Consider the following 26,051-nt stretch of genomic DNA (forward strand, 5'->3'; position numbering starts at 1 on the left):
ACGATCCCGGGCCGACGGTTTCCCACTGCCGTGACCTCGGCCGAGCAGCGGCGACGGCGTGAGGGCGCCGCCACGTCGCGGAGCAAGGCAGGGCATCTCCGAAACGGGCCTGCTGATCAGGAGGCGCGCGGTGCCGGACCAGGCCGGGACGGAAATGCGATCCCCGAGGGGTTCGGCACCGCACGGTCCAGCTCCCCCCCATGAAACAGAGCACCAGCTGGACGATCCCGAAGGTATGGGGGCACGACGCCCCCAGTCAACGCGGTCGGTCCGACACCGCGTCACAGTGGCTGCCGGCTCCCCGGGTCCGGGCCGGCGGCCGACCATCCCCAGGGAGGAGGCCTCCACCATGACGAGCCAGGCCTATAGGAATCCACCCCGGTGTCGCATCAGCGTGGAACCCGAGCTGAACCCTCCAGCCGCGCGGGCCCTGCTGTCTGCTAAGACGAAGGGAGCCGCGGCCCGAGCGGCTCCGATGAGAGCCGAAGTCCTCTGGGCGGCCGGCGCTCCTCGACCTATCGTCGAACTGTGCCGGCCTGCCGCCTGCGGGATGGGACGCCGGCATCGGCGCCCCGCCTCGGCGTCCCCCCACGCTGGGCGGGGCGACCGTCGCCGATCGCAGGCCCACCGGCACCCCCAGCCTTCCAGAGCTCCTTCGGCGACCCAGGGATGAGGGCCTTCATAGGGATCCGTCGGCGCCGACCCAGCCCAGTCCTGAAGTCACCTCCGGAGAGGCAATCGGCTCGCTCGACCAAATCTGACCGCTCTTGCCGCATCGGACGGCCGAACGGCCCTACCGGGCTGCTCCCCGGGCGCGGATCATCAGGGGAGGCGCTTGGGCCCTCCGCTGGCGCAGCGGGACCCTGCATGCGGCCAAGTCCTGCATGCCTCAGGGCGCCCCCGACCAGAGAACGACGACGGAGAGGTATCCGACATGGGCGCTACAGAGAACGCCGAACTCGTCCGGCGTGGGTACGAGGCCTTCAACGCAGGCGACCTGGCCGCATTGAGCGATTTGTTCGCCGAAGACGCGGTCTGGCACGCCGCCGGCAGCGGCGTACTGTCCGGGACCAAGCAGGGACGCGACGCCATCCTGGCCTACTTCGGCGAGCTGGGCGCGCGTTCCCAAGGCTCCTTCCAAGCGGCAGTCCAGGACATCGTCGGCGGCGAGAGCCACACGGTAGGGATCCAGCGAAGCCACGCCGAGAACAACGGAAAGACCATGGACCTGGCCACGGCAATCGTGTTCGTCCTCCGGGACGGAAAAGTCATCGAAGGCCGTGAGTTCTTCGAGGACACGGCCAAGGCGGACGACTTCTGGAGCTGAGCCCCAGCGGCACAAACACCACACGCATCCGGACCATCCAAGGAGCAGACATGGGAACCACCCCATACGGAGTCGTGCACTTCTTCCCGGGAGGCACCAAGGAGCAGTACGAGGCCTCGATCGCCGCTGTCCACCCAGGCGAAGGCCTCCTGCCCGAAGGCCAGACCTTCCACGCCGCAGGGCCCTCGGCCGGAGGGTGGACGATCATGGCCGTCCACGAGTCGAAGGAGAGCTGGGAGAAATTCCGCGACGGCATCCTCATGCCCCGCATGCAGGCGGGCATCGAAGGCGGATTCACCTCGCCACCCGAGGAGACCGTCATCGACCTGTACAAGATCATGCCCTGACAAATCCGGCCGGGCGCCCGAGCTCTCTCAGACGGGCTCCCGGTCCAGAGCTCCACTGAAACGGGCCTCGAGCGCCCGGCAGTTCCTCGTCCGACCACGGAGGAGGCCCCCAGGGGTTTCCTTGGTTTCCCCAGGACCTCCTCCGCTGCCGGGTTCGGTCGGCCCGCACAGCCTGGCCTCACAGCCGCCATGAGCATCTCCATCCTGCTCGAAGACTGGATGGGCCGCCCCTGGCCCCTGCCGAGAATGGGTTCTTCGATGAGGCTCTTGTTCTGGCTTCTGCCAGAAGATCAACGCCGGTGCGACCGACAGGATCCGGCGTTGGCTATTCGTCCCCGAGGTCGCGGATGAACCCGGCGAAACCCGGGATGGTGAACTCGAGGGCGCCCCGTCCGACGGCCTGCACGAATCCCTTGTCGATCAGGCGCGCGCGGTGGACCGAGAGGCTCTCGCTGCTCACGCCCAGGGCGGCGGCGATGGCCGACCGGCGCACCGCCTCGTCGCCGAAGGAGGCCATCGCCGCCATGAAGTCGCGCTCCCCCGCGGTGGCGTTCGCCCAGCGTGCGCGGAAGAGGGCTTCCATGTCCGCCTCCATCGCCTCGCGCCCGGCCTCGACATCGGCCGCCGTGATGGTCCCGCCCGGATCCGGCCGTCCGGCCTCCGACCAGGCGGCATCGCCGATGAGCTGGACCAGGTACGGGTAGCCGCGGGCGATCGCCACCGCCTTCCGGAGCCCCTCGTCCTCCCACGCGACCCCGAGCTCGCGGGCAGGGACGGCGAGGGCGAACTCCTCCGCGTCCGGCTCCAGCGGGGGAAGCGGCCGGTAGGCGAACCGCTCGCTGAAGGTCACCGCCGTGGCGATCGCGTCGGAGGCGTTGGGCAGCCCGGCGGCCAGAACCGCAGCCGGCACGTCCGCGCCCTCGGCCTGCAGGTGCTGCCAGGCATAGGCCAGCGTGCGCAGGCCCTCCGGGTCGGCGGCCTGGATCTCGTCTACCAGGATGACCAGGCCCGACCGGCCTCCCGCTGTGGCCGCGGAGCGCACGAGGGCCTCGAAGGCCCGGCTGTCGTTCGCCGATGCCGCCTGCCCCGTCCGGAACGCCGCGTCCGCCCCGACCACGCCGGGGACCCCGACCCGCACGCTCAGGCTCTCCACCCTTGTACGGATGGCCCGGCGGGCGTCCTCCCGCCACCCTTCAGCGGCCCTGGCGATCTCCGCGGCGATCTGGGCGACCAGGCCGCCCTCCTCCCCGGCCGTGACCCACACCGCCAGGACCCCCCGCTCCTCCGCCCGGCGCTGGTACTGGCGCAGCAGGGAGGTCTTCCCGAAACCGCGCGGGGCATGGTCGACCCGGATCCGGCCCACCAGCCGGCCCAGATCGACCAGGTACGACAGCCGCTCGTCGAACTCGGCCAGCTGACGGACCCGGCCCGGGACCGTCCGGGCGACCTCGCCTGGGGTGTAGGGACTCGGCTGCACAGCAACTCCTCGTTATCGTCCTTTATAGAACCGCGTATCTATAACAGACGATAACCGACGGGCCACCGGAGGACGTGCGCGTGGCGGCAGCGGGGGGCCCGGCTCGGCTTCCCGCCGCTGCGGGCCTTGGCCGGGTACTTTCGAGCGCATGGCAAGAACCGTGATCATCACCCTCGTCGACGACCTCGACGGGAGCGAGGCCGACCAGACTGTCTCCTTCTCCCTCGACGGGCGGCACTACGAAATCGATCTGAACGCCGACAACGCCGCGCAGCTGCGCGAGTCCCTCGCCGGCTTCGTGCAGGCCGCACGCAGGCGCGGCCCGCAGAGGGCGACGCCCCGGCGCGCCGCCGGCCAGCCACCGCAGCGCGCGGTCCGAGACTGGGCGGACGCCAATGGCATCGAGGTCAGCAGCCGCGGCCGCATCCCCCAGAGCATCCTCGACCAGTACACGGCCGCCCAGAACTGACATCCCACCCTCCCGCCCGGACGGCCCGGCCCACCCCGGGGACCAGGACAGCTGCCGCCCGCTTTGTGGCGGCACGCAAGGAGGGCCCGGTTCCGCCCCTCGTGGGGCGGGACCGGGCCCTCCTCTGTGCCGGGTCGGGTCAGTGGCCGTAGGCGGGTGCTGTGGGCTGGTCGAAGCGCTGGCCCTCGGGCTTGGGCGGGAGCAGGGTGAAGACGAGCACGATGATGCCGCCGACGAACGGGATGAGCCCCAGGAGGATCATCCAGCCGCTCATGTTCACGTCGTGGAGCCGGCGCACGGTCAGGGCAAGGCTCGGGACGACGACGGCCAGGCCCCAGACCACCGCGAGGATGACGCCGATGATCGAGACGGGCCCCAGGGTGGGGGCCGAGTAGGCGTAGCCCGAGTAGGTGCTCGTCGAGGTGACCATCCCGGCGGAGATGATGATGTTGAGCACGACGCCGACGACGGCGCCCACGAGCGCCCACCACCAGTACTCGGCGCGGCTGGCTCTGCCGGTGAATGTCGCGTACTTCTTGAAGACCCGCTGCACGGCCTCCTTGAACGGGGCCCCGTAGTAGGGCGCCCACAGCGGCGGGGCGGCGGCGAAGCCTCCCGGGGCCTGGGACGGGTACTGCGGCTTCGGGTACTGCGGTGCGGTCATGGTTACCCCTGATTTGGATGCTCATGGTGCGGTGACGAGCCGATCGTACGGGTCATCGCACATGTACAACCAGATCTCGCGTACAGCCGACGCCATATGAAGGAAGGGGGCGGCCCCGACGACGGGGCCCCGGCCCCGGGCGTCACTCCCAGAGCCCCGGAGCCACCGGGTGCGCCCTGGCGGCCCACATCGCCGGGACGTGGAGCCACTCGGAGACCCGGATACCGGGGCAACGGGCGCGCCCCCGGCGCCGATGCCCCGGACGGGCAGCCTGCCGTCATCCACCCGCCGCATCCCGCACCTTCACTTGTTGTACATGTAAAATTCTTCTAGTCCGGCGGATCCCGGAGGTCGCGGCAGCAGTCGCGGGAGCCGGGACCCGCGCCCGGAGGCGGATGGCTGTGCGGTGGTCCCCCGGCTCGAGCACCCAGCGGCAGATGCCGGCAGCGGGCTCCGGGGTTTCCGGCCGGTGTCATACCGTCCGGGGCCGCGTTCCGCCGCCGAATCTGGAAGGGATCTGGTCGACATGGGAAGCGAGTTCGGCGCCCACCTGCGGTCCGAGCGGACCTCCCGCGGGCTCTCGCAGGCCGAGCTGGCCGGACCAGGGTATTCGCCCAGCTACATCTCGCTCCTCGAGACCGGGCGCCGCAGGCCCACTCCCGGGTGATCGCCGACCTTGCCGGGCGCCTCGGACTCGCTCCGGAGGTCCTCGAAGGCTGGGACCTCGGGGTCGAGCCGGGAGAGGCCGAGTGGGTCCAGTCCGGCTTGGCTGCACGGCAGGCCTGGGAGCTGCGCGACTATGCCGGCGCCGCCTCCTGCGCAGAGGCCGCCGCCCAGGCGGCGCTGGCCGCGGGCAGGCAGGGCATCTGGTGGACGATGGCCTACATGCGGGCCGAATGCCTTATGAAGCAGGGCCAGCTCGCCGAGTGCCGGCGGATCGTCCAGCAGCTCCTCGAGCACCGCATCGTCACCGAGTCCGCCGGCCTCGCCGTCCGCGCCCGCCAGATGCTCGCCGCCGTCTGCCACGGCCTCGGGCTGCTCTCCACCGCCGTCGAGCACGCCCGCGAGGCCGTGCGCCTGGGCGCCCGGCTCCCTGCGGGGGCCACGGTCTACATCGGCGCCCTGCGGGCCCTGATCGCCGCCCTCGCCGAGAGCGGGCGCCTCGAGGAGGCCTGGGACCACTGCCGCACCCTCGGCCCCCTCGTCGACGAGGAGACCACGCGGCAGCTGTGCGGCGAAGCCGAATGGGTCATCGGCAACGTCGCCTTCCTGCGCGGAGACCACCAGGAGGGCCTCGGACACCACGAACGCGCCCGGGAGCTCCTCTCCCCCACCGCCGACATCGAGCTCTGGGCCCCGTTCAACAAGGCCACCGCCGCCGTCCGCCTCACGGCCGGGATCCTCGGGCCCGAGACCCTCGCCGCAGTCGAACGCGCCGAGCTCGCCCTCTCGATCGTCGGCGGCCCCCGCAGGGAACATCTCGAGGTCGCCCTCATCCGCGCCCGCTGGCTCCACCTCACTGGCCAGGCCGCCGAGGCGGCCGACAGGCTCAAGACGATCCATGCGGAGAGGAGCCTGCTGGGCCGCCACACCGCCGGCGAGGTCGCCCTGCTGTACGGGCGCGCGCTCAAGGCACTCGGACGCAACGACGAGGCGGTCGAGCTCCTCGACACCGCCCTGGCCGACTTCAGCGCCACAGGCCTCCCCCACCGGATAGGCGCAGCCGCCGAAACCACCCCCACCGTCGCCGGCGACTGACCCACGCCCCGCTGGCCCGCCAGCTCGTCAGGGCATCCCCACCGGCAGGGGCCCTCATTGATCCCGGAACGGCACCCGGTCCGTCACACCCCGGCGCCCCCGGTGAGCTGTGGGCGGAGCCTGGCACGCAGGGCTCGGGCGTCGGTGAGAAGGCGGTGGTTGGTGTGCCAGAGCGTCTCGCCGATCTCGGATCGGGACTCAGCGTCCCGGACGGTCGCGGTCCGCTCGAGGTCCTCCAGAGGAGGTCGGGCCTGCTCTGCCCCCGGCCGGGTGTGCGCGGGGTTCCTCACGCTCCTGCACGGGCGTAGCGTTGTGGGGCGTGGCCTGACACAAGATGCTCTGCGGGAGTTCCTGCTGCATCGGGCCACTGCAGCCGAGAAGCGAGCTGCGAGCTATCAGCCGGCGCCGGTCCGGCTTCCCTGGAGGTTCAGCACCATGTCTTCCGAGCACGACGAGGGTCCCGACAGCCGTACTCCTGACCACCTTTCCTGGCCAGAGGACCGACCTCGACAGCCCCGCGACGGCCGCCAGAGCATGCCTCGGACGCAGCGCCATCCGATCCCGGTCGAGACAGACCCGGACAGGCAGCAGGACGCCCTGGCATCGGCCTTCGCGGCGTCAGGACTCACCCTGGGCGAGCTGTGGACCCGCTACCTCGGAGTCGGCGGCAACGCGTACGAGCACCGGCTCGAGTCCTTCCTCGACGGACTCACCGGCCTTCCCAGCTTCGAAAGGGACCTGATCGCACAGGCACTCAACGAGAACCTGGATGACCTGGGGCTGCCACGCTCGGTCCCCTACAGCTTCGCCACCTGAGGCGGATCCGGTCGGCTGGCTGCTTCAGGCGGCGAGAGGGACCGGAATCGGCGGAGCATACGCGGATCTGTCGCGGAGCATAGCCCACGAGACGTTCACGCGGCGGCGGGCCAGGCAGGGGATCGCCTGGATGTGGGTCTTGCCCTCGGTTGCCGGTGATCCTGCCCGAATCCCGCAGGACCGGGGCGGGGCCGGGGACGGCGCGAGCCGGTCCGCGTTCTCAGACATCCCCAGCGCGCCCCCCGGTCGCGGCGAGGAACTCCGCGGCCAGCAGCCGGCAGAAACCGGGCATGCTCGTGATGAGCTCGGTATGCCTGTGCTCGGCGCCCCGCCCGGCGATACAGCCATCGAGGTCGGCGATCTCGTCCTGGACCCGGGTGTCCCCTCTCGTTCAGAGGCGGATGCGTCCATTGCGCCTGCTGATACGGACCCCTGTCCGCTGGGGCAGCATCCAGCCAAGGACCGCGATGACGATCCCGATGCCGCCCACCACAGGATGCATCACCGGTTGGAACACCTGCATCCACAGCAGCTGGACGAGGACCCAGCCCACGAGTCCGAGCCCAGAGAGGACCGCCAAGGGCCGCGCGTAGCGCCAACGAAGCACCACGGCACCGCCGGCCGCCACCTCCCCTGCACCCGGCAGGAGCATCAACGCGATCCCTGGAACCGTCCAGTCCTGGAAGGGGGTCTTCTGCAGCCAGTCCTGCTCCAGCTCCATCTGTCCCGTCAGCATCAGCCAGCCACCGGCGATAGCGAAGGATCCGACCACAAACTGGAGGACGGCGAGGAAGGCCCTGATCTTCACGGTCCCTCCCAGAAGGGGAGCAAGGAGGACGGATATCCGTTCAGGCTCGCAGCCGCGCCCGCTGACCGGCAGTGCCCATGGTCCCGACCACCGGCAGGCCCTGTTCCGGCTTCTCAACCCGGGGAGGACGGATTCCCGGGCTGCCTGCCCTCACAGGCACGCCGGACCGGTCGCGTGAGCAGCCAGAGGCAGGACACCAGGCCGGGCCTGCATCAACAATGGCTCCTGGGGTTCGGGCCCGCGGCTTGGACGAGCCCGAGACCCGACCTGCAACTCCTCGGAGTTCTGCGCTGCGGACCTGACCGCCCGTCCGCCGCCGGGGCCTTGGCGGCCGTGCGGCCGCAGCGAGCGTAGGGACCCCCTTGGCCGCCGCGGGCCCAGCCTGTCCTCAGCCGGCGCGCCCTCTCGCCGGCCCGTGCGGGCTGCACCGCGGGCATACTGGGAGAGGGAGGGCCGGATGGGATGACTGTGGCCACGACCGACTACTCGTTCGTGACGGTGTGGCGCGTCGCCGGGACACGGGAAGAGGCCATCCAGGTTCTGGCGCGTGTTGAGGACCTTCCCCGGTGGTGGCCCTCCGTCTACCTCCAGGTCGTGCTCCTCGAGCCCGGTGGCCCCGACGGGCTCGGGCGCCGCGCGGCCCTCTTCACCAAGGGCTGGCTTCCGTACGCCCTGCACTGGGACCTCGAAGTGACCGAACCGATCACGCCCGAGGGCTTCGCCATCGCAGCGTCCGGCGACCTCAACGGCACCGGCAGGTGGACCCTCTCCCAGGACGGGCCCGAGACGGTGATCCGCTACGACCGGGATGTCAGCGTCGGAAAGCCCCTCCTGCGCCGGCTGAGCTGGCTGCTTAAGCCCGCCTTCGCCGCGAACCACCGCTGGGCGATGGCCCGCGGACACGAGAGCCTCGCCCTTGAACTCAGACGGCGCGGGGCACCGGACCGACGCACCAGGGAAGCGGTCCCGCCCGCGCCGGGACCCACATTCCGCCGGCGGTAGCGAAGACGAGCCCTGACCCGAGGGGGCCGCCACCGACGCGCGCCGCCCAGAGGTCGTGGCGGCCCGATTGAAGCGGTGCAGCCCGGGTACCAGCGGGTGAACGGGATCAAGGAGACGGGACCATGACGCACGAGCCACTTGAACTGGCCTTCTCCTACTACGGAGCGTCCCAGCAGGACGGCACCAGCTCCGCCGAGACGGCCGGACGCCTCGAACAGGCCCGGACAGCGGCGCTGCTGGGCATCGCCGAGAGCCTCGCCGGCCTCGCATCAGCACTGGAAGGACCCGACGGCCTTCCCCCTGCCGGCCCCTGACAGCCCTGGCGGGGCCGGTTGCGGCCGTCTGAGTGGATGCGGGGGCGACCGGCCCGAGGATCCCTTTGACCCGGGGGCCCGCAACGGCTCCCGCGCTGGGCCGCGATGCGTCTGCGCCGCCCGGGCCGGGCGGCCTTCCGGGGCACGGTCCCGGGTGCGACGCTTGGGGGCATGAACGGCTCTGGTCGTCTGGTCATCGGCCTGCGGGATCCTGCGTGCGCGGATGCGGCCGCAGCGGGAGGGAAGGGCGCCAGGCTCAGCGAGCTCGGCCGCGGCGGGTTCCCCGTGCCCGACGGCTTCGTCCTCACCACGACCGCGTTCCGCGCCGCGGCCCGGCAGGGACGCCCTGACCGGGATACCCCCTCAGCCGCTGCTGCCGCGATCCGGGAGGCTCCCGTTCCTCCCGCGGTCGCTGGCGCACTGCTGGACGCGTACCACGCGCTGGGACCGGGACCGGTGGCGGTCCGCTCGTCGGCCACCGCCGAGGACCTGCCGGAGGCGAGCTTCGCCGGGCAGCACGACACCTACCTCGGGATCGTCGGCGACGACGCGCTCCTCGGTGCCGTCCGCCGGTGCTGGGCCTCCCTATGGTCGGACCGGGCGGTGGCCTACCGGCAGGCGAACGGGATCGAGGGGCAGAGCATCGCCATGGCCGTTGTCGTGCAGAAGATGGTCGACGCAGCCGCGGCCGGGGTGCTGTTCACCGCAGATCCCGTCACCGGGACACGGCGGCGCGCCGCGGTCGACGCGGTCCCGGGCCTGGGCGAGGCCCTGGTGTCGGGAGAGGCCACCCCGGACCACTACGTCCTCGACACGGCGACGGGCTCGGTCCTCCAGTCCCGGCCCGCCGGGAGCACGGCCGTGCTCACCGAGCCCGAGCTGGTGGAGCTCGCCGTCCTGGGCGACCGTGTCGAGGGGCTCTTCGGTGCACCGCAGGACATCGAGTTCGCGCTCGACGCCGGGCGTCGGATCTGGCTCGTGCAGTCGAGGGACATCACCACCCTGTACCCAGTGCCGGCCGGGGCGCCCGACCCCGCGGAAGGGCTGCACGTCTACCTCTCGGCGAATGTGATCCAGGGCTACTTCGAACCGATCACTCCCATGGGTGTGCAGTTCTTCCGACTGCTCGGCTCGGGCGTGGCCCGGGCGATCAGCGGGCACGACCCGGCGGCCCGGGGCCCGGGGCCCGATCCCGCGGCTGGGCCGCGGATGCTGGCCGAAGCGGCGATGCGCCTGCACCTCGACGTCACAGCAGCCCTGCAGGACCCGATCGGGCGCCGGCTGCTCCAGCTCGTGGCCGGCGTCGCCGAATCCCGCAGCGCAGCCGTGCTCTCCCGCCTGGCGGACGACCCGCGGTTCGGCATCGGGAACGGCTCCCACCTCGCCTCCCTCCGCCGGATCGCAGGGCCACTGCTGCGGCTGGGAGTGCCGCTCCTCGCCCTGCGCACCTTCCTCGCCCCGGCCTCGGCACCCAGCCGACTCACACGGGAACTCGAGGCAGTCGTGGGGCCCTTCCTGGTGGCCGACGGCGACGCGGACCGTCATCTCGATGCCGTGGAACGGCTGCTGCTCGAAGCACCGCCCCGCATGTTCCCGCGGCTCGTGGGCCTCCTCGCCCCGGCGATGCTCTCCCTCGGGCTGGCCGGGCGCCTCCTGCGTGGGCGGGCGACCCCCGATGAGCTCAGGACGGTGACCCGGGGCGCCCCGAGGAACCCGACGACCGAGATGGATCTGGCCCTCTGGCAGGTCAGCGCGGCCGCCCGCCGCGACCCGGCAGCCAAGCAGGCGCTGACCGGGCGCACGCCCGGCGAACTCGCCGACGCCTACCGCACCGGGTCGCTCCCGGCCACGCTGCAGTCACAGCTCGCCCGCTTCCTGACGCACTACGGCTTCCGCTGCATCAGCGAAATAGATATCGGCACGCCGCGCTGGTCCGAGGACCCCACCCACCTCCTGGGCGCCCTGGCCAACTACGTGCGCCTCGGCGACGAAATGCCCGACCCCGACGCCCAGTTCGCCAGCAGCGCCCGCGAGGCAGACGCCATGGTCGGGGAGCTCCTCGGCCGCGTGCACGGAGCACGGCGCGCCGCCCTCCGCTTCGCGCTGCGCCGCGTCCGGCTGCTCATCGGCTCGAGGGAAGCACCCAAATTCCACCTCGTCCGCCTCCTCGCCACCCCGGCCCGCGAGCTCCTGAAGCCCGTGGGGACACAGCTCGCGGAAGACCGCCGGATCACCGACCCCGCCGACGTCTACTTCCTCACGCTCCCCGAGACCCGCCGCGCCCTCGCCGGGGACGACCTGCGCGCCCTCGTCGCCGAGCGGCGCGCAGCCTTCGAGCGCGAACGGAAGCGGAAGCACATCCCGAGGGTTCTCCTCTCCGACGGGACCGACGCCGAAGCCACGACCGGTGCCCTCCCCGCCCAGGACCTAACCGGCACGCCCGCCTCACCCGGCGTGGCCACCGGCCCGGCGCGCGTGATCCTCACTCCCGAGGGGGCCCGCCTCGAACCCGGGGAAATCCTCGTCGCCCCCTCCACCAACCCGGGCTGGACCCCCCTCTTCCTCACCGCAGCCGGGCTGGTCATGGAGATGGGCGGAGCCATGTCCCACGGCGCCGTCGTCGCCCGCGAATACGGGATCCCCGCAGCAGTCGGCGTCCCCGGGGCCACCGAAAGGATCACCACAGGGACGGTCATCACCGTGGACGGATCCCTCGGCACCGTCACCCTCCACCACACGACGGCCCCGTAGGCCACAGGCGCAGCGGCCGCACCCCGCCAGAGGCAGGGACCGGCCCTGCTCTGGGCCTGCCTTCAGACAGCCACGGGCCGCTCGATGGGAAGTCCCTCGCCCAGCGCGCAGAGAAATACCGTCAGATCGCCGAGCGGGGCACGAGTCAGGGAGCCCTCCACCACCGATTCGCGGTCGGCGACGGATTTCGTCCTCGTCGACGACGAATGGGAGCCAGCAGAGCCCTTCCAGCGTCTTCGGCGGTCCAGGGATGCGGGTCTCGTGGGCTCCGTTGGTGACGACCCCGACATACCGCCGGACGCCACCCTCGGAGAGGCAATCGGCTCGACCGAGTCGCTCCCGAGGACGCGCGGCCTCCGGTACGGCGTGCAGGCCGCCGGGCCCGACCACTCCGGTCCGGCGCCGCCGGAGCCCCCGGGGAAAGGTTCTGGCTGCAGCCCGGTTATCCGCTGCCCGCACCTTGTTGTCACCGCGGCAGGACGCCGTCCGTCTGGACCGGCTGCAATCGGGACCTCGTCTGGACGCTGAGCGCCGGTACGCCTTTGCATTATGCAATAGTTGTCGTATGGCAAATCCTTCGAAGGGCCACGTCGAGGCCCTCCAACGCGCCACGCGGGACCTGCTGGCCGTCGCGATGCGCAGCGTGGACGAGGCAACCGACCTGTCCATGCCGCAGATGCGCATGCTCTTCGCGCTCCACGACCACGGGACGGTTCCCAGCGGGGTGCTCGCGCACGTGCTGGAGGTCTCCGGGTCCTCCGTGACGCGCCTGGCCGACCGGCTCGGCGCGGGAGGCTATGTCCAGCGCACGGATTCGCCGGGCAACCGCAGCCTCGTCCTGCTCTCCTTGACGCACGCGGGCCGTGAAGCCGTGGAGGCAGTGCTCCGCCGGCGCGAGGAGGAATTCCGTGAGGCCCTCGCCCGCCTCGACCCCGAGCTGCGGGACCAGCTCGCCGCCGGCCTGGCCGCGCTGCACGAGAACCTCTCGGCGACGTCGCTGAGCCGGGCGGTGGTGGCGTGAGGACGCACCGCGGCCACCAGCTGGCCGACTTCGCCGTCGACGGGCGCATGGTCCTCGTGGCCGCCCTCGCGATTCCGGTGGGCGCGCTCGGGGCGATCGCCGCCTGGGCGCTCCTTGCCCTCATCGGCCTTGCGACGAACCTCTTCTACTTCGGCCGGCTCTCGACAGGCCTCGTCGCCGTCGGCGGCGGGCACCCGTGGTGGCAGGTGCTCCTGACCCCCGTCGCGGGCGGGCTCGTGATCGGCCTGATGGCGCGCTTCGGCTCGGAGAAGATCCGCGGCCACGGCATGCCCGAGGCGATCGAGTCGATCCTCATCGGCGGCAGCCGCGTGGACCCGAAGGTCGCCGTGCTCAAGCCGGTCTCGGCCGCCATCAGCATCGGCTCGGGCGGCCCGTTCGGCGCCGAGGGCCCGATCATCATGACAGGCGGGGCGATCGGCTCGATCCTTGCCCAGCACCTGCACCTCACCGCCGACGAGCGCAAGACCCTGCTGGTCGCCGGAGCCGCCGCCGGGATGGCGGCGACGTTCAACTCGCCGCTGGCCGCCGTGCTGCTGGCCGTGGAACTGCTCCTGTTCGAATGGCGGCCCCGCAGCTTCATCCCGGTCGCCGCCGGCGTCGCGGTCTCCACCGTCGTGCGCGGGGCGATCCTGGGCTCGGCCCCGATCTTCCCCGTCCCGACCGAAGGCCTGCACCTCACGCCCGGCATCGAGGCCCTCGCCGCGGTCGTGGGCATCTCGGGCGCGCTCGTCGCCGCGGGCGCGACCTGGCTCGTCTACCGCGCAGAGGACGCGTTCTCCCGGCTCCCGATCCACTGGATGTGGTGGCCGGCGATCGGCGGGCTCATCATCGGCGCCGGCGGCCTCATCGAGCCCCGGGCCCTGGGCGTGGGCTACGACGTCATCGACCAGCTCCTCACGGGGCAGGCCACCACCGGGCTCATCGTCGGCATCCTCGTGGTCAAGACCCTCATCTGGTCCCTCTCCCTCGGCAGCGGGACATCGGGCGGGGTGCTCGCGCCGATCTTCATGATCGGCGGATCCCTCGGCGCCGCGGCCGGCCTCGTCCTGCCCGAGGTCATCCCCGGTTTCTGGGCCCTGCTCGGGCTCACCGCCGTCGTGGGCGGGGTAATGCGCTCCCCGTTGACCGGGGTGGTCTTCACGCTCGAGCTCACCCACGCGTGGGCCGTCGCGCTGCCGCTGCTGATCGCCTCCGTCGTGGCCTACGGCGCGTCCGTGCTGGTCCTGCGCCGCTCGGTCCTCACCGAGAAGATCGCACGCCGCGGGCTCCACCTGACCCGCGACTACACCACCGATCCGCTCGAGACGTTCTTCTGCGAAGACGTCATGCGCGTCCCGGCCGCGGCCCTGCCCGAGGCCGCGCCCGTGCTCCACCCGCGGGACACGGTCCGGCATGCCGCGTACGTCCTCGCCAGCTCCGGCGCGCCCGACGCCGCGGTGGTGGACGACGACGGGGCGTTCCTCGGGCTCCTCGGCCCCGCCGACCTGCTCGCCGCCAGACTGCACGACCTCACCGAGGCCACCGACCGGAACCGCCCGCTGCGCTACCTCACCCCGGCACGCCCCAAACGGAGCAAGGAAGGCCTCCTGACGGGAAAGGTCTCGACCGAATGACGAGGGCGACCGACCCCCTACAGGTCCACGCCGGTCCGCAACCGGCCCACGTCGGGTCAGCCATCACGGGCATTGTCGGAACTGGCCAGCCTCCGGCGATCTCGTACTCGAGAAGCCCACGACGGCGCCTGTAGCACCAGCATGCTCTGGCTGAACGGCATCGAGGTCTCTCCACGAGCTCGCCTCGCCCGAGAGACCCAATCCTGCAGTTCACCCCGGACCACCGCAGATAGAGCAGTGACTATCTGCGGTGGTTCCCCCGGCGGCGGATCCTACCGTCACAGGTCCTAGGAACGGTGGCCCGGACACCCATCCGTTGGCTGTTGACAGCGGGAGCGATCGCGCGCACGGGAGCCTCGTGGGGGCCGATGCCCTCGCGGCCAGATTGCCAGCCGGATGGGTGCCGCCAAGGAGGTCGGAAGTCCCCAGGGACCAGTCCTGCCCCTGCCCCGGTCCAGCTGCGGTCAACCGAGGGGGACCGTGGCAGTCGCACGCGGCCTACGATTGCTCGAGCCGTCAGGCACGTTGTCGCCTCGGTCGGCGAGGGCGCAGGGCGATGGGGCTCGTGGTGGACCTCGCCAAGTGCGCCGCCCAGGCTCGGTCAGGAGGGCGATCCCGCCTGCCGGGCGGTCCGCGGCCCGGCGAGCGTGCCCCAGAGGTGCCAGGCCATTCCCACGAATGTCGCGGCGAACGCCGCAAGGGCTACCCAGAGCCCCGCCTGGCCGATCGCCTGCACGACGGGAAGCCCGTCGGCGCGCCCGAGGCAGATCCCGGCAACGGCATACATACCCAGCGGGAAGACGAGGCTCCACAGGCCGGGCTCGTAGGCGAGCGGGACGCGCCGGACGAGGTGCCGCCAGACGCCCGCGGCGACGAGGGCAGGCAGCAGACATGTGGCCAAGGCCCAGAACACGACCGAGGCCCCGGCGACGAGGCCGCGCGCCGCGTCGGCCACGGGCGCGTCCGCCATCTCGACGATCCGCGAGCCGGCCAGGACGCTGATGGCCATCGCACCCATCGGCACGAAGTACTGGGGCCGGAGGTCCTCGGGGCGGACCGGGTACCGCTGGAGGCGCAGGGACACCAGGACGCACAGCGCTGCGCACCCGATGAGCCCCACCGACCAGGACCCTACAGCGAGGTCGGCGAGGCCTGTCTTCCACTGGCCGGCGAGCGGCTCGAGCGTCGCGCAGGCCGCGCCAACCGACTGGCTCGCAACGCACCAGGTGAACCACGTCCCGTCCGCCTCCCGGCCCACGGGCCGTTCCCGGCGGCCGAGCACGGCAGTCCACGGGATGACATAGCCGAGCACGAGCCAGGCAGGGCCCGCGACCGCAAGGAGGAACGCCGCCGCCCACGGGCCCCCGGCCACCGCCAGGCACACCCCCAGGACGTTGGTGCCGGCGACGAACGTGAAGAACCCGAAGGCCCTGCCGGGGTCCCGGAAGTCGGCCCGCATCGCGCTGCGGAAGGCGGCCAGCCGCACGGCGTTCAGCACGACGATGACGGCGTAGGCGGCCGCGCACAGCGCGAGCAGTGCCCTGGAAAGCACCTCGAAGCCCTCGAGCCCGAGCCCGACCGAGACGATGCCGCTGGCCATCACAAGCGCGAAATACCCGGGCGTGAGGGTTGCGACGGCCTCAGAGACGCGGCCGAGGAACTCCCGGTGACCAATCATGGCGCCAGCCTACCGGGGCCAAAAAGCACGGTCAGGAACCCGGGAGCGCAGGCGATGAGCTCGCGGCCGTCCGGAGCGCCCTGAAGTTGTGGAGGCTGCTGACCTTGGAACAGCTGGTCGGAACCAAATAGCGCGAGCCTCCATCAGACCCAGGGCACTTCACCTGACGTCTCCAACCTGCTCGCAAATGGATCGACGGTCGTGCCAAGAATGGTTCCTTTGACGAGACAGAGGATCCATGACGCGCCGCGGTAGGTGATCGGCGTCCGGGAGGGCACCGAGAAGGACCCGCCCGTGGGGTCCTCGGGCAGGTGCTGTGGTCTCCGCTGTCAGGTGTAGCTGGGCTGGAGGAGGGTTGTTCCGATGTCCTTGCCGATTCTGCGCAGCAGCGAGGCGGAGAGCTCGGGGTCTTTGGATGAGTCCCTGTCGGTGTATTCGGCCAGCGTGACGACGCGGGTCAAGTCCATGTCGGACCACCGTTCCTTGGGGAGCAGGGAGCGGCCGGCCACGGCGATGATGGGGCGGTTTCCTGAGCGGCGGGCCACCGCTGCGGGCAGTTTCCCGGCGAGGGTCTGTTCGTCGATGCTGCCTTCGCCGGTGATGACTACGTCGCAGCTGTCCTTGCGGGCATCGAAGTCCAGCAGGTCGAGGAAGTAGTCGGCCCCGGAGACCTGCTTCGCTCCCAGCAGCAGGCAGGCGTAGCCGATCCCGCCGGCGCTTCCCGCGCCTTCATGTGCTGCCAGTGCGTCGGCTCCGGGGAGTCCCGCTTCTGCCATCTTGTGCACGAAGTGGCCCAGGCCCTCGTCCAGGAACGTGACCTGCTCGGCTGTGGCGCCCTTCTGGGGACCGAATACCGCCGGCGCCCCGTGGGGACCGCGGAGGGGGTTGTGCACGTCGCTGGCCACGACGAGCTCTGTTCCGGCGAGTTGCGGCAGTGCGGTTCGCCAGACGGATTCTGTCTGTCTGAGGGCTGTTCCGCTTCCGTGGAGCTGGTTCCCGTCGGCGTCGTAGAAGGTGTAGCCGAGTGCGGTGAGCATCCCCATGCCGCCGTCGGTGCTGGCGCTGCCGCCGAGTGCCAGGACGATCCTGGCCGGGTTGAGGGTGAGCGCGAAAAGGATGGCGTCGCCGAATCCGCGGCTGGAGGATGCCAGTGCCTCCAGTCTGCCGTCGGGCAGCAGGGCGAGGCCGCAGGTGTTGGCGACTTCGACCACGGCGGTGGTGCCGTCGAAGGCGATGCTGGTCTGGACGGGCTCTCCCGTGGGGCCGGCGACGGTGCAGCTGTGGCGGGCGAAGCCCGCGGCGACGGCGGCGTCGACGCTGCCGTCGCCGCCGTCGGCCAGGGGCAGCAGTTCGCACTGGACCGTCCCGGCTGCGCCGGCTTCGTCAGCGGCGGAGCGGAGGCCTGCTGCCAGGGCCTGTGCGACCTCGTGGGCGGTGAGGCTGCCCTTGAACTTGTCCGGGGCGATGAGGGTGCGCAGGGTCTTCGGGGCGGCAGTGCTGGTGCTGGTCATGTCACTTTTCCGGATAGGCGGGGCTGCGATCAGCGGGACTGGGCAAGGTCGACGTCGTCGGCGGAATGCTTCGGTGCCGCGTCCGCCGCTGGGTCGAGCTGCTTGGGCGAGTGGTGGCCGTATTCGACAAGATCGTCATCGATGTCTGCGACGTCATCGACGTGGATGGGGTCCTGGCTGGGCGCCGGTTCGACGGCTTCGCCGGCGAAGACGCGGCGGACGCGGTCGGCGTCGAGGGTGCGGTCCCACCAGGCGATGAACAAGGTGGCGACGGCGTTGCCGGTGAAGTTGACCAGGGCCCGGCATTCGGACATGAACTTGTCGATGCCGAAGATCAGCATGATGCCTGCGGCAGGGATGGTGCCGATGGTCGCCAGGGTGGCGGTGAGGGCGATGAAGCCGCCGCCGGCCACGCCTGCGGCGCCCTTGGAGGTCAAGAGCATGACCGCGAGCAGGCCCAGCTGCTGGCCGATGCTCAGGTGCGTGTTCGTGGCCTGGGCGATGTAGAGCGCGGCCAGGGACAGGTAGATGGCGGCGCCGTCCAGGTTGAAGCTGTAGCCGGTGGGGACCACCAGGCCCACGGTCTCCTTCTTGACACCGGCGTTCTCGAGCTTGCGCATCAGGCCGGGCAGGGCCGGCTCGGCGGTGGAGGTGCCCAGGATGAGCATGTACTCCTCTTTGAAGTGCCGGATCATGCTGAAGATGTTCAGCTTCAGGAAAGCCATCACCGATCCGAGGACCACCACGACGAACACGATGGACGTGGCGTAGAACAGCACGATGAGCCCGCCCATGCTGGTCAGCGAGGAGACACCGTACCTGCCCACGGCGAAGGCCATGGCGCCGAACGCGCCCAGGGGCGCGGCCTTCATGATGAAGCCCAAGATCTTGAACATCACCCCGGTGAGGCGCTGCACACCGTCCAGGACCGGGGCGCCCACCTTGCCCAGGGCGTTCAGGGCGATGCCGAAGACCACCGCGATGAAGATGATCTGGAGGATGTCGCCCACCACGAAGGGCTGGACGATGCTCGTGGGGATGATGTTGGTGATGAACTGCCACCATTCCTCGTGCTGTCCCGCATCGATCAGCTTCGCGGCCGCGTCAGAGGTCTTGATCGCGCTGGCGTGCGCGTTGACGCCGTCACCGAGGCGGAAGACGTTGATGGCCACCAGCCCGATCGCCAGGGCGCAGATGGTGCCGATCTGGAAGTACGTCAGGGCTTTCAGCCCAGTCATGCCGACCTTCTTCAGGTCCGCGACGCTGGCTATGCCGCCCACGATCGTGAGGAACACGATGGGGCCGATGAGCATCTTCATCGCGTTCACGAAGGTGGTGCCGATCGGCTCCACCGCGATGCCGGTTGCCGGCGCGAGCCAGCCGACGAGGACGCCGATGAGGATCGCTGTCTACCCAGAAGTAGAGCTGGCGGTACCAGCGGGGCTTGGTGGCGGGCGTCGCCCTGCCGGCTGTGGTGACGTGGTCCATGATTCCTACCTCATTGTGGAATGTCGCTGGAGGATGTTCTGGGAGAAGGTTTGGTGCGGGGCGGGCAGCGGCACTGCTTCACTGCCCGCCCCGGCGCTGGCACCGGCGACCGCGGTGGGGGCGCCGGGAGACTGGTTGCTAGACGGCCGCCGGAGCGAGTGTGAGGGCCTTGATAATGGCCTCGGTGACGTCCACGGTGTCGGACTGGCCGCCCACATCGCGGGTGAGGTGGCCTGCGCCGGTGGCGGCCTCGATGGCGGCCTCGACCCGGCGTGCTTCCTCGTGCAGGCCGAAGTTGTCCAGCATCAGGGCCGCGCTGGCGATCGCGCCGATCGGGTTGCTGATGCCCTTCCCGGCGATGTCCGGGGCGGAGCCGTGGACCGGTTCGAACATCGACGGGAACCGGCGCTCCGGGTTCAGGTTGGCGCTGGCAGCCAGGCCCAGGCTTCCGGCCAGGGCCGAGCCGAGGTCGGAGAGGATGTCGGCGTTCAGGTTGGAGGCGACGACGACGGATAGCTCCTCGGGCTTGAGGATGAACTTGGCGCTCATCGCGTCCACCAGTACGCTCTCGGTCTGCACGTCCGGGTAGTCCAGGGCGACGCGGTTGAAGACCTCGTCCCACAGGACCATGCCGTACTGCTGGGCGTTGGACTTGGTCACCGAGGAGACCTTCTTCACCGTCCGGGTCCGGGCCAGGTCGAAGGCGAAGCGCATGATGCGTTCGCAGCCCTTCTCCGTGAACAGTGCCGTCTGCAGGGCCACCTCGTTGCCCGGGCCGCGGCCGGAGAGGTTGCGCCCGCCAAGGCCGGCGTACTCGCCCTCGCTGTTCTCGCGGACCACGACCCAGTCAAGCTCGGTGCTGTCGGCCTTGCGCAGCGGGGACTGCACGCCCGGGAGGAACTTCACCGGGCGGATGTTGGCCCACTGGTCGAAGTTCTGGGTGATGTTCAGGCGCAGGCCCCACAGGCTCACGTGGTCTGGGACGTTCTCCCAGCCGACGGCTCCGAAGTAGATGGCGTCGAAGTCCTTCAGGGCGTCCAGGCCCTTGGGATCCATCATCTCTCCGTGCTTCGCGTAGTACTCCGAGCCCCAGGGGAACTCGGTCCAGTCGAAGGCGAACTTGCCGTTCGAGTTCTCCGCCAGGGCGTCCAGGACCCGCCGGCCTGCTGCGACGACTTCCTTGCCCACCCCGTCCGCCGGGATGGAGGCGATGCTGAACTTCTGGGTCGTGCTCATGGTGATGTGTCTCCTCGCCGAGTGGGGTGCTCCCCCTGTTAGCGGGGTCACACCGTCCTTCCTCTTCAAGTAGACGGGGCGCAGCGAGACGGGGTCCAAGACCAAGATTGAATGCGCTAAATAGGTTCGGCCTATGTGTGCTGGTGGGGCGGCTCTTCTGGCCGGTTCGCGTGGAGCTCGGCGACCTGCAGGAAGGCCCTTGCTGCCGGGGTGAGGTCCTGCTTGCGGCTGAGGACTGCCACATCCAGGTCGGACACCGGCTCGATGAGAAGGGTGCGGAGCCCGGACTTGTGCGCCAGCGGTGCCCAGGAGGAAGGCATGACGGCGTGCCCGACGCCGGCCAGGACCAGCGGCAGGATGGAGGTGCGGTGTGCCGCCTCGACCACGATCTCCAGCTCGACGCCGCGGGCCAGGGCATCATCGACGAGCCAGCGCATCAGCGATCCGCGCTGGCTCGCGACGAACCGGTGGCCCGCCAGGTCCTCGCGCTGGATTGCGGTCCCCGGCCGGAAGGTGTCGGTGTGGGGGTTCACGATCAGGATCAGCGGCTGGCGCTCCAGCTCGAGCACCTGGACCCCGGGGACCCGTATGGGATTGGGGGACCCGGCCAGCCCGATCTCCGTGCTGCCGCTGCGCACGGATTCGATGACCTCCTCCGGGGTGAACGCAGCTTGAACGTTCAGCCGGACCGAGGGGTGTGATCGGGTGAACCCGGCAATCATGGACGTCAATGGCTCGACCCCCGGGGACGGCATCGTGATGATGTCCAGCCGGCCGCTGCGGACTCCCCGAAGAGCCTGGACCGCGGACTGGGCCGTATCAAGGTCCCGCATGACCAGCCGGGCAGGGCCAACCAGCTCCCGACCGGCCTCACTGAGGACAGCCCGCCTGCCGATCCGATGGAACAGGGGCACCCCCAGATCCTTCTCAAGGCTGGCAATCGTCTGGGACAACGAAGGCTGCGCTACCAGCAGATGCTCTGCAGCCCGATTGAACCCATCGTGGTCCACGACGGCCAGGAAGTACTTCAGCTTTCGGGTATCCACGCGGCTTTCCTTCGCGAAACGAGTGGCAGGAAGGGGCAGGGAGAGCAGGAAACCCTGATAGCCCACGCCTATCACCCATATTGACACCAGGCTCGGTGCTCAGCGGGCCGAGTTCGGATGCCGCGCAGCAGCGGCGCCGAACGCAGACGACCCAGCGCAGTGCAGGCGCACGGTTCCCACCGCCCCCTTGAGCCACCGAGCGTCCCGGCTTCTATCCGGTCAAAGGTTCCTTTGATGGGACGGTTGCGGGGGCGGGGCGCCTTTCCCCGCAGAGCAGCGACTCCCCTGAAATCTCAACGAACCGCAAGGGTCCTGGATGTCTCAGCAATGCGTCTCACTCCGTGATTCTCAAGATCGATGAGATATGGCCCTTGACTGGACGGTGAGAACGGGATGGCGCATCTTGGCAGTGGGTTGTGAGGGACCCTCCGTCTCGCGGTGACTGGAGGCAACAGCTTCGGGAACCGGGGAAACGGGTCGCGCGCAGATCCACGGCCGCCGCGACTGGTCGAAGGATCGGCGAGCATTCCGCATTCTCGAATGCTCGCCGATCCTTCGACCAGTCCCGTGTCTGCCCCTGTCCAAGGTGCCGCTGGCCAGGGTCCTTGCTTCAGTTGTTATTCCTGGGCGGTGATGATCTTGTTTGCTGTGTCCGGGACGAAGATGCAGCCCAGGAGGCCTAGTATCGCGCCGAATCCGCCCAGTGCCAGCGCCCATCGCAGATTGCCGCCGGCGAGCGAGAGGGCAAACAGCGGAAACAGTCCCGAACCGAGGCCGCGTGCGACGTAGTAGGTCGCACCGGATCCGAATGCCCGGAAGCGGGTGGGGTAGAACTCGGAGATCCAGGTGCCGAGCACTCCGAAACCCGCATACCCGATTGCCGCACCCATGAGGGCGACTGTGGCTACCGTCGGGGAGCCGCCGCCGAACAGTGCAAAGGCGCCGAAACCGAGGACGCCGAGCACGCATGACCAGAGCGTTGCCATACGGCGGCCGATGCGATCCGAGAGGATGCCGAAGACCAGATAGGACGCAATCCCCAGGAGAGTGCCGACCGTGAGGACGATCGTCGAGACGCTGAGGGACACGCCGAGGTTTTGGCGGAGGAAGGTCGGCGCGAAGGTGATGTAGGAGTAGCTGGCGGCGAAGACACCGGTGGTGCAGACGGTGAGGAAGACTGCGCCGAGCACGATGCGGCGGGGGCCTGCGCCGGTCTCCAGCGGGGGCTTTGCGGCGCGGGGAGTGTCTTCTTCCCCTCCCTCCCCTCTTTTCTTCGCGTCGCGGGCGGCGCGCCAGAGCTTCGACTCGGGGAGCCGGAATGCTGCGCCGGCCGCAATGAGCAGGCACATGGCGCCGATCACGAGGAATCCCCAGCGCCACCCGGAGTTCGAGCCGAGGGACGAAATCGTGATGAAGAGGATGAGCTGGGTCAGGAGCGTTCCTGCGATGAACATGCCCTGCAGAACCGATCCCATGAACCCACGTTTGGGCGACTTCCAGCTCTCCGAGAACATCGCGAAGATCACCCCGAAGGCGCCGCCCATGGCGAGGCCGGCGAGCACCCGGGTGATGACGAAGATGTCGAAGCTCGTCACCAGGGCGCCGGCGATGGCGAGGACCGAGTAGGTAGCCGTGAAGGCGACGTAGGTTGGGCGCCTGCCCCAGCGGTCGGCGATCCAGCCGAACAGGAAGCCGCCGGCGATGGAGGCGAGGCTCTGGGCGGTGATGGTCGCGACGACGGCCGCATTGGTGACGCGGAAGGACGCCGCAAGATCGCCGAGCGGGTAGCTCAGGAGGTTGAGCTCCATGCTTTCGATGAGGGCGCCCACGATCGCGAACAGGAGCACGAACCTGCGCTCGGCTGGGGTGTAGGCGGTGGCTGCGGTGAGGGCCGCGGGTCTCTGCGCCATGGTGGCTGCCTGCGGACTGGTCTGTTTGGTCATTGGGGTCCCTGCTTCCTTGGAGGGATGCTGCCGGAATGGATGATGATGCGGGTCGGGTTCAGCTTGCGACCATCTCGTGCTGCATGGTCCCGATGCCCTCGATTGTCGTGGTGAGGACCTCCCCCGGGGACAGGTATAGCTGGGGCGAGCGGCCGAGGCCGACTCCCTCCGGGGTCCCGGTGAAGATGAGGTCTCCGGGCAGCAGCGTGACGATGCCCGAGATGTAGGAGACCAGTTCGGGGATGCTGAAGACCAGGTCGGAGGTGCGGGAGTCCTGCCTCACCTCGTCGTTGACGAGGGTCGAGACTCGCAGATCATTCGGGTCGTCGAACTCATCGAGCGTGACGAGCATGGGGCCGATGGGGGCGAACCCGGGGAAGGACTTGCCCATGCTGAACTGTGCGGGCGAGCCGGTGTTCTGAACGGTGCGGTCCGAGAGGTCCTGGCCGGCGGTGAAGCCCGCAACGTAGGACCACGCGTCGGCTTCGGAGACGTTGCGCGCAGCTGCCCCGATGACGGCCACGAGCTCGACCTCCCAGTCGACGGTGTCGCCGGAGAGCTGGATCTGCCCGGTGGGGCCGGTGATCGAGCTCTGGAATTTGGTGAAGATCATTGGCTTGGGCGGCAGGGGGAGGTTGGACTCTTTGGCATGGCGGGCGTAGTTGAGCCCGATCGCGAAGACCTGGCGTGGGGCCGGGACGGGGGCACCGAGGTCCGCGGTGGCAAAGGGGTGTGCCTCGCCTGTTGCGGTGCGCGCCCACTCGGCGAAGGCCTTCCAGTCATCGAACACTGATTCGGGTGCGGGACCGAAACGGCCGTCACTGGCGGCTTGGACGTCGATCGCGCCTTCATCGGTGATGATGACGAGTCGGTTGCGGAGATTGGCGATGCGCATGGATCCTCCTGGTCTGGCTGGGAATTGGGGTCAGCGGGAGCGGAGCTCGAAGAGCAGGTCGAAGGTCCGCGGCGGCCCGGCTGCACGGGCTGCGCCCTGATCAGCGAGGGTGGCAGTCACGTGTGCCGCCAGCTCCTCGCTGTCGACCCCGGTCTGAAGCTCGACCAGCACCAAGAGGGCTTCGGCCTGCTCCTGGGATGAGGACCGGCCCTCCTTCGTGTTGTCCTTGGCCGCGCTGATCTGGGCATCGGGTTCGTAGAGCGAGCCGCCGTGCATCTGATGGGCTGCGATGGCCGCGGGGAATATCTGGTCGCGCAGGGCGCTGCGGAGGGAGCTGATGTCGCTGGACGGTTCGAGCTCGATGGCAAGCACCCGTCCTGACGATCCCTCCCCGGCCACGACAGTCGTCGCGCAGACGGCGCGGCGGAACTGTCGGAACAGCGGTACGACGCGGCGAGTGAGGTCGGTGGGGTTGTCGAGCCGGCGGAGGTACTCCGGTGAGGCGAGCACCGTGGGGTCTTCTGTCTCGTAGACCGTGAGGTAGTCGACGTTTCCGGGGTAGGGCTGATCGACCGCGACGAACCGCCGGGCACGGAGGAAGCCCGGGGTCGACACCCTCTCGGGGAGGTGCTGGAAGTTGTACCAGTCCTCGTAGATCGGGACGTCTTCGGAGGCGACAGTGATCCAATTGACCATCGCGCCCTGGCCGAGGACCGACTCGAAGCGGGGGGAAGCAGCTGTCTGCGGCACAGAGGTGGCCGAGCTCATCTCAGAACGCGCCGTTGCGGATCTGGAACTTGGTCGGCTTGCCGATGCTCGGGCCGGACTGGGCGACCCACTCTGCGACGACGTCGATCATCTCGTGCAGCGTCGTCGTGGGGAACCCGAACTCGCCCTGCAGCACCGAGCCGTCCAGGACATAGGCCGTCCCGCTCTCGGTGCCCTCGAAGACCGGGGCCTTTCCGAGCCGCTCTCCGAACCGCTCCGCGAGCCATCGGATCGAGACGATCTCGGGGCCGGTGATGTTGAGCTTGCGCGGCGGGGTGTCGGCAAGGCCGAGGGACCGGATCGCGTACGCTGCGACGTCCCGCTGCCAGATGACGCTCGCGTGCCCCATCTCCAGCGGGATCGGCTGCCCGTCCTGGACCGCCTGCGCGATCTCCCGGAGAACCCCGTAGCGGGTCTCGATCGAGTAGCCGAGCCTGAAGAGCAGCAGGGGCGTGCCGTTCTTGCGGGAAAAGTGCTCGAAGACGCGCTCACGGCCGAGGCAGGATGCCGCGTACTCCCCGATCGGCCCGGACGGGTCCTCTTCGCGTGAGCCGCCCGTGGCAACGTCGGCGAGCGGGTAGGTGACCAGGGTCGAGAAAGCGACGATCCGCGAGTCGCGGAAGCGCTGTGCGACCCGTCCCGGGAGGTAGGAGTTCATCATCCAGGTCAGGTGCTCGTTGCCCACGGTGTCGAACTTCTTGCCGGCCATGAAGATCACATTCGCCGCATCGGGGAGGGCATCGAGCTGAGCATCGTCGGTGAGGTCAGCCGGGACAGTGGTGACCCCGTACTTCTCGAGCGAGTCCCGGGCAGCCTGGTCGGAGAAGCGCGCGATGCCGTAGACCTTCTTGTCGAGCCCTCCCTCGTCGATCGCCCGCTGGGCCATGATCGCGACGGACGGTCCGACCTTGCCCCCGACACCGAGTACCGCGATGTCGCCGTCAAGCCGTGCGATGTCCTCGATGAGGCCCGGGGTGGGGGTGGTCAGATCCGCTTCGATCTTCTCGATGGTGGTCTTCATCGTCCGGCTCCTTCGCCTTGGTGTTGCTGGGATGTTCCTCCAGCATGCGCTGTGAAATCCATCAGGAATAGCCGCAT

At 69.8% G+C, this 26,051-nt stretch carries 24 protein-coding genes and 1 pseudogene; 11 read left to right on the forward strand and 14 right to left on the reverse strand.

Going from position 1 to position 26,051, the window contains the following annotated elements:
• Window positions 1–934 precede the first annotated feature (934 nt).
• Window positions 935–1,327 (forward strand): nuclear transport factor 2 family protein, encoded by a 393-nt coding sequence (locus tag J2W21_RS08495; protein WP_307114069.1) that lies wholly within the window; start codon window positions 935–937, stop codon window positions 1,325–1,327.
• Between the two features lie 50 nt (window positions 1,328–1,377).
• Window positions 1,378–1,674: a hypothetical protein gene (locus J2W21_RS08500; protein WP_307114070.1), complete on the forward strand. Its 297-nt coding sequence runs from the start codon at window positions 1,378–1,380 to the stop codon at window positions 1,672–1,674.
• 325 nt (window positions 1,675–1,999) lie between these two features.
• Here J2W21_RS08500 and J2W21_RS08505 read toward each other — a convergent pair whose 3' ends face one another.
• Window positions 2,000–3,151 carry an ATP-binding protein gene (locus J2W21_RS08505; protein ID WP_307114071.1) on the reverse strand — a complete coding sequence of 384 codons (1,152 nt, stop codon included), beginning with the start codon at window positions 3,149–3,151 and terminating at the stop codon, window positions 2,000–2,002.
• Window positions 3,152–3,299: 148 nt separating this feature from the next.
• Between J2W21_RS08505 and J2W21_RS08510 the strand changes: the two genes are divergently transcribed.
• A complete protein-coding gene (locus J2W21_RS08510; protein ID WP_307114072.1) occupies window positions 3,300–3,620 on the forward strand; it encodes a histone-like nucleoid-structuring protein Lsr2 in 321 nt (106 codons plus the stop codon).
• A 139-nt stretch (window positions 3,621–3,759) separates the two neighbouring features.
• On the opposite strand, the gene J2W21_RS08515 is transcribed toward J2W21_RS08510, so the two are convergent.
• On the reverse strand, window positions 3,760–4,284 hold the full coding sequence (locus tag J2W21_RS08515; protein WP_307114073.1) for a DUF805 domain-containing protein: 525 nt from the start codon (window positions 4,282–4,284) through the stop codon (window positions 3,760–3,762).
• Window positions 4,285–4,810: 526 nt separating this feature from the next.
• Here J2W21_RS08515 and J2W21_RS08520 point away from each other — a divergent pair.
• Together J2W21_RS08520 and J2W21_RS08525 are read left to right on the forward strand one after the other, a co-directional pair.
• Window positions 4,811–4,951, forward strand: coding sequence for a helix-turn-helix domain-containing protein (locus J2W21_RS08520; protein WP_307114074.1), 141 nt, complete (start codon window positions 4,811–4,813; stop codon window positions 4,949–4,951).
• Complete coding sequence (locus tag J2W21_RS08525; protein ID WP_307114075.1) at window positions 4,948–6,042, forward strand: XRE family transcriptional regulator; 1,095 nt, start codon at window positions 4,948–4,950, stop codon at window positions 6,040–6,042. Before J2W21_RS08520 ends, J2W21_RS08525 begins: the two co-directional genes overlap by 4 nt.
• A gap of 83 nt (window positions 6,043–6,125) precedes the next feature.
• Here J2W21_RS08525 and J2W21_RS08530 read toward each other — a convergent pair whose 3' ends face one another.
• Window positions 6,126–6,332 carry a hypothetical protein gene (locus J2W21_RS08530; RefSeq protein WP_307114076.1) on the reverse strand — a complete coding sequence of 69 codons (207 nt, stop codon included), beginning with the start codon at window positions 6,330–6,332 and terminating at the stop codon, window positions 6,126–6,128.
• Window positions 6,333–6,576: 244 nt separating this feature from the next.
• Here J2W21_RS08530 and J2W21_RS08535 point away from each other — a divergent pair, with 244 nt between their 5' ends.
• Complete coding sequence (locus tag J2W21_RS08535; protein WP_307114077.1) at window positions 6,577–6,858, forward strand: hypothetical protein; 282 nt, start codon at window positions 6,577–6,579, stop codon at window positions 6,856–6,858.
• A gap of 24 nt (window positions 6,859–6,882) precedes the next feature.
• Here J2W21_RS08535 and J2W21_RS19795 read toward each other — a convergent pair.
• Window positions 6,883–7,222, reverse strand: a pseudogene (locus tag J2W21_RS19795) (transposase); the annotation flags it as partial.
• Between the two features lie 27 nt (window positions 7,223–7,249).
• On the reverse strand, window positions 7,250–7,666 hold the full coding sequence (locus J2W21_RS08540; RefSeq protein ID WP_307114078.1) for a hypothetical protein: 417 nt from the start codon (window positions 7,664–7,666) through the stop codon (window positions 7,250–7,252).
• Between the two features lie 462 nt (window positions 7,667–8,128).
• On the opposite strand from J2W21_RS08540, the gene J2W21_RS08545 reads away from it, so the two are divergent.
• From J2W21_RS08545 to J2W21_RS08565, 5 genes are all read left to right on the forward strand, one after another.
• Window positions 8,129–8,668 (forward strand): SRPBCC family protein, encoded by a 540-nt coding sequence (locus J2W21_RS08545; RefSeq protein ID WP_307114079.1) that lies wholly within the window; start codon window positions 8,129–8,131, stop codon window positions 8,666–8,668.
• A gap of 122 nt (window positions 8,669–8,790) precedes the next feature.
• On the forward strand, window positions 8,791–8,982 hold the full coding sequence (locus J2W21_RS08550; RefSeq protein ID WP_307114080.1) for a hypothetical protein: 192 nt from the start codon (window positions 8,791–8,793) through the stop codon (window positions 8,980–8,982).
• A 171-nt stretch (window positions 8,983–9,153) separates the two neighbouring features.
• Window positions 9,154–11,733 carry a PEP/pyruvate-binding domain-containing protein gene (locus J2W21_RS08555; RefSeq protein ID WP_307114081.1) on the forward strand — a complete coding sequence of 860 codons (2,580 nt, stop codon included), beginning with the start codon at window positions 9,154–9,156 and terminating at the stop codon, window positions 11,731–11,733.
• Between the two features lie 565 nt (window positions 11,734–12,298).
• Complete coding sequence (locus tag J2W21_RS08560) at window positions 12,299–12,754, forward strand: MarR family winged helix-turn-helix transcriptional regulator (RefSeq protein WP_307114082.1); 456 nt, start codon at window positions 12,299–12,301, stop codon at window positions 12,752–12,754.
• Window positions 12,751–14,388 carry a chloride channel protein gene (locus J2W21_RS08565; RefSeq protein ID WP_307114083.1) on the forward strand — a complete coding sequence of 546 codons (1,638 nt, stop codon included), beginning with the start codon at window positions 12,751–12,753 and terminating at the stop codon, window positions 14,386–14,388. The genes J2W21_RS08560 and J2W21_RS08565 overlap by 4 nt, the downstream gene beginning before the upstream one ends.
• Before the next feature lie 601 nt (window positions 14,389–14,989).
• On the opposite strand, the gene J2W21_RS08570 is transcribed toward J2W21_RS08565, so the two are convergent.
• From J2W21_RS08570 to J2W21_RS08610, 9 genes are all read right to left on the reverse strand, one after another.
• Window positions 14,990–16,066, reverse strand: a complete 1,077-nt coding sequence (locus tag J2W21_RS08570; protein WP_307114084.1) for a tellurite resistance/C4-dicarboxylate transporter family protein — start codon at window positions 16,064–16,066, stop codon at window positions 14,990–14,992.
• Window positions 16,067–16,395: 329 nt separating this feature from the next.
• Window positions 16,396–17,577 (reverse strand): glycerate kinase, encoded by a 1,182-nt coding sequence (locus J2W21_RS08575; RefSeq protein WP_307114085.1) that lies wholly within the window; start codon window positions 17,575–17,577, stop codon window positions 16,396–16,398.
• 29 nt (window positions 17,578–17,606) lie between these two features.
• A complete protein-coding gene (locus J2W21_RS08580; protein ID WP_307114086.1) occupies window positions 17,607–18,929 on the reverse strand; it encodes a cation:dicarboxylate symporter family transporter in 1,323 nt (440 codons plus the stop codon).
• 274 nt (window positions 18,930–19,203) lie between these two features.
• The gene (locus tag J2W21_RS08585) at window positions 19,204–20,301 is read right to left on the reverse strand and encodes a tartrate dehydrogenase (protein WP_307114087.1); all 1,098 of its coding nucleotides are present in this window, start codon (window positions 20,299–20,301) and stop codon (window positions 19,204–19,206) included.
• 131 nt (window positions 20,302–20,432) lie between these two features.
• Entirely contained in the window at window positions 20,433–21,347 is a 915-nt protein-coding gene (locus J2W21_RS08590; RefSeq protein WP_307114250.1) for a LysR family transcriptional regulator, read from the reverse strand.
• A gap of 617 nt (window positions 21,348–21,964) precedes the next feature.
• Window positions 21,965–23,257 (reverse strand): MFS transporter, encoded by a 1,293-nt coding sequence (locus J2W21_RS08595; RefSeq protein ID WP_307114088.1) that lies wholly within the window; start codon window positions 23,255–23,257, stop codon window positions 21,965–21,967.
• Between the two features lie 91 nt (window positions 23,258–23,348).
• Window positions 23,349–24,185 carry a fumarylacetoacetate hydrolase family protein gene (locus J2W21_RS08600; RefSeq protein WP_307114089.1) on the reverse strand — a complete coding sequence of 279 codons (837 nt, stop codon included), beginning with the start codon at window positions 24,183–24,185 and terminating at the stop codon, window positions 23,349–23,351.
• 30 nt (window positions 24,186–24,215) lie between these two features.
• Window positions 24,216–24,953, reverse strand: a complete 738-nt coding sequence (locus J2W21_RS08605) for a DUF4286 family protein (RefSeq protein ID WP_307114090.1) — start codon at window positions 24,951–24,953, stop codon at window positions 24,216–24,218.
• A 1-nt stretch (window position 24,954) separates the two neighbouring features.
• On the reverse strand, window positions 24,955–25,974 hold the full coding sequence (locus J2W21_RS08610; RefSeq protein WP_307114091.1) for an NAD-dependent epimerase/dehydratase family protein: 1,020 nt from the start codon (window positions 25,972–25,974) through the stop codon (window positions 24,955–24,957).
• Between the last annotated feature and the right edge of the window lie 77 nt (window positions 25,975–26,051).

Origin of the sequence: Sinomonas atrocyanea, assembly GCF_030811715.1 — a bacterium.
Lineage (GTDB): Bacteria > Actinomycetota > Actinomycetes > Actinomycetales > Micrococcaceae > Sinomonas > Sinomonas atrocyanea_A.

Bases quoted from the DNA above. Each gene is read 5' to 3' on its own strand.
- J2W21_RS08510 (WP_307114072.1), top strand. From the start codon at position 3,300: ATGGCAAGAACCGTGATCATCACCCTCGTCGACGACCTCGACGGGAGC.
- J2W21_RS08595 (WP_307114088.1), bottom strand. From the start codon at position 23,257: ATGGCGCAGAGACCCGCGGCCCTCACCGCAGCCACCGCCTACACCCCA.
- J2W21_RS08500 (WP_307114070.1), top strand. From the start codon at position 1,378: ATGGGAACCACCCCATACGGAGTCGTGCACTTCTTCCCGGGAGGCACC.
- J2W21_RS08550 (WP_307114080.1), top strand. From the start codon at position 8,791: ATGACGCACGAGCCACTTGAACTGGCCTTCTCCTACTACGGAGCGTCC.
- J2W21_RS08535 (WP_307114077.1), top strand. From the start codon at position 6,577: ATGCCTCGGACGCAGCGCCATCCGATCCCGGTCGAGACAGACCCGGAC.
- J2W21_RS08495 (WP_307114069.1), top strand. From the start codon at position 935: ATGGGCGCTACAGAGAACGCCGAACTCGTCCGGCGTGGGTACGAGGCC.
- J2W21_RS08520 (WP_307114074.1), top strand. From the start codon at position 4,811: ATGGGAAGCGAGTTCGGCGCCCACCTGCGGTCCGAGCGGACCTCCCGC.
- J2W21_RS08605 (WP_307114090.1), bottom strand. From the start codon at position 24,953: ATGAGCTCGGCCACCTCTGTGCCGCAGACAGCTGCTTCCCCCCGCTTC.
- J2W21_RS08545 (WP_307114079.1), top strand. From the start codon at position 8,129: ATGACTGTGGCCACGACCGACTACTCGTTCGTGACGGTGTGGCGCGTC.
- J2W21_RS08560 (WP_307114082.1), top strand. From the start codon at position 12,299: ATGGCAAATCCTTCGAAGGGCCACGTCGAGGCCCTCCAACGCGCCACG.
- J2W21_RS08585 (WP_307114087.1), bottom strand. From the start codon at position 20,301: ATGAGCACGACCCAGAAGTTCAGCATCGCCTCCATCCCGGCGGACGGG.
- J2W21_RS08575 (WP_307114085.1), bottom strand. From the start codon at position 17,577: ATGACCAGCACCAGCACTGCCGCCCCGAAGACCCTGCGCACCCTCATC.
- J2W21_RS08600 (WP_307114089.1), bottom strand. From the start codon at position 24,185: ATGCGCATCGCCAATCTCCGCAACCGACTCGTCATCATCACCGATGAA.
- J2W21_RS08570 (WP_307114084.1), bottom strand. From the start codon at position 16,066: ATGATTGGTCACCGGGAGTTCCTCGGCCGCGTCTCTGAGGCCGTCGCA.
- J2W21_RS08610 (WP_307114091.1), bottom strand. From the start codon at position 25,974: ATGAAGACCACCATCGAGAAGATCGAAGCGGATCTGACCACCCCCACC.
- J2W21_RS08555 (WP_307114081.1), top strand. From the start codon at position 9,154: ATGAACGGCTCTGGTCGTCTGGTCATCGGCCTGCGGGATCCTGCGTGC.
- J2W21_RS08515 (WP_307114073.1), bottom strand. From the start codon at position 4,284: ATGACCGCACCGCAGTACCCGAAGCCGCAGTACCCGTCCCAGGCCCCG.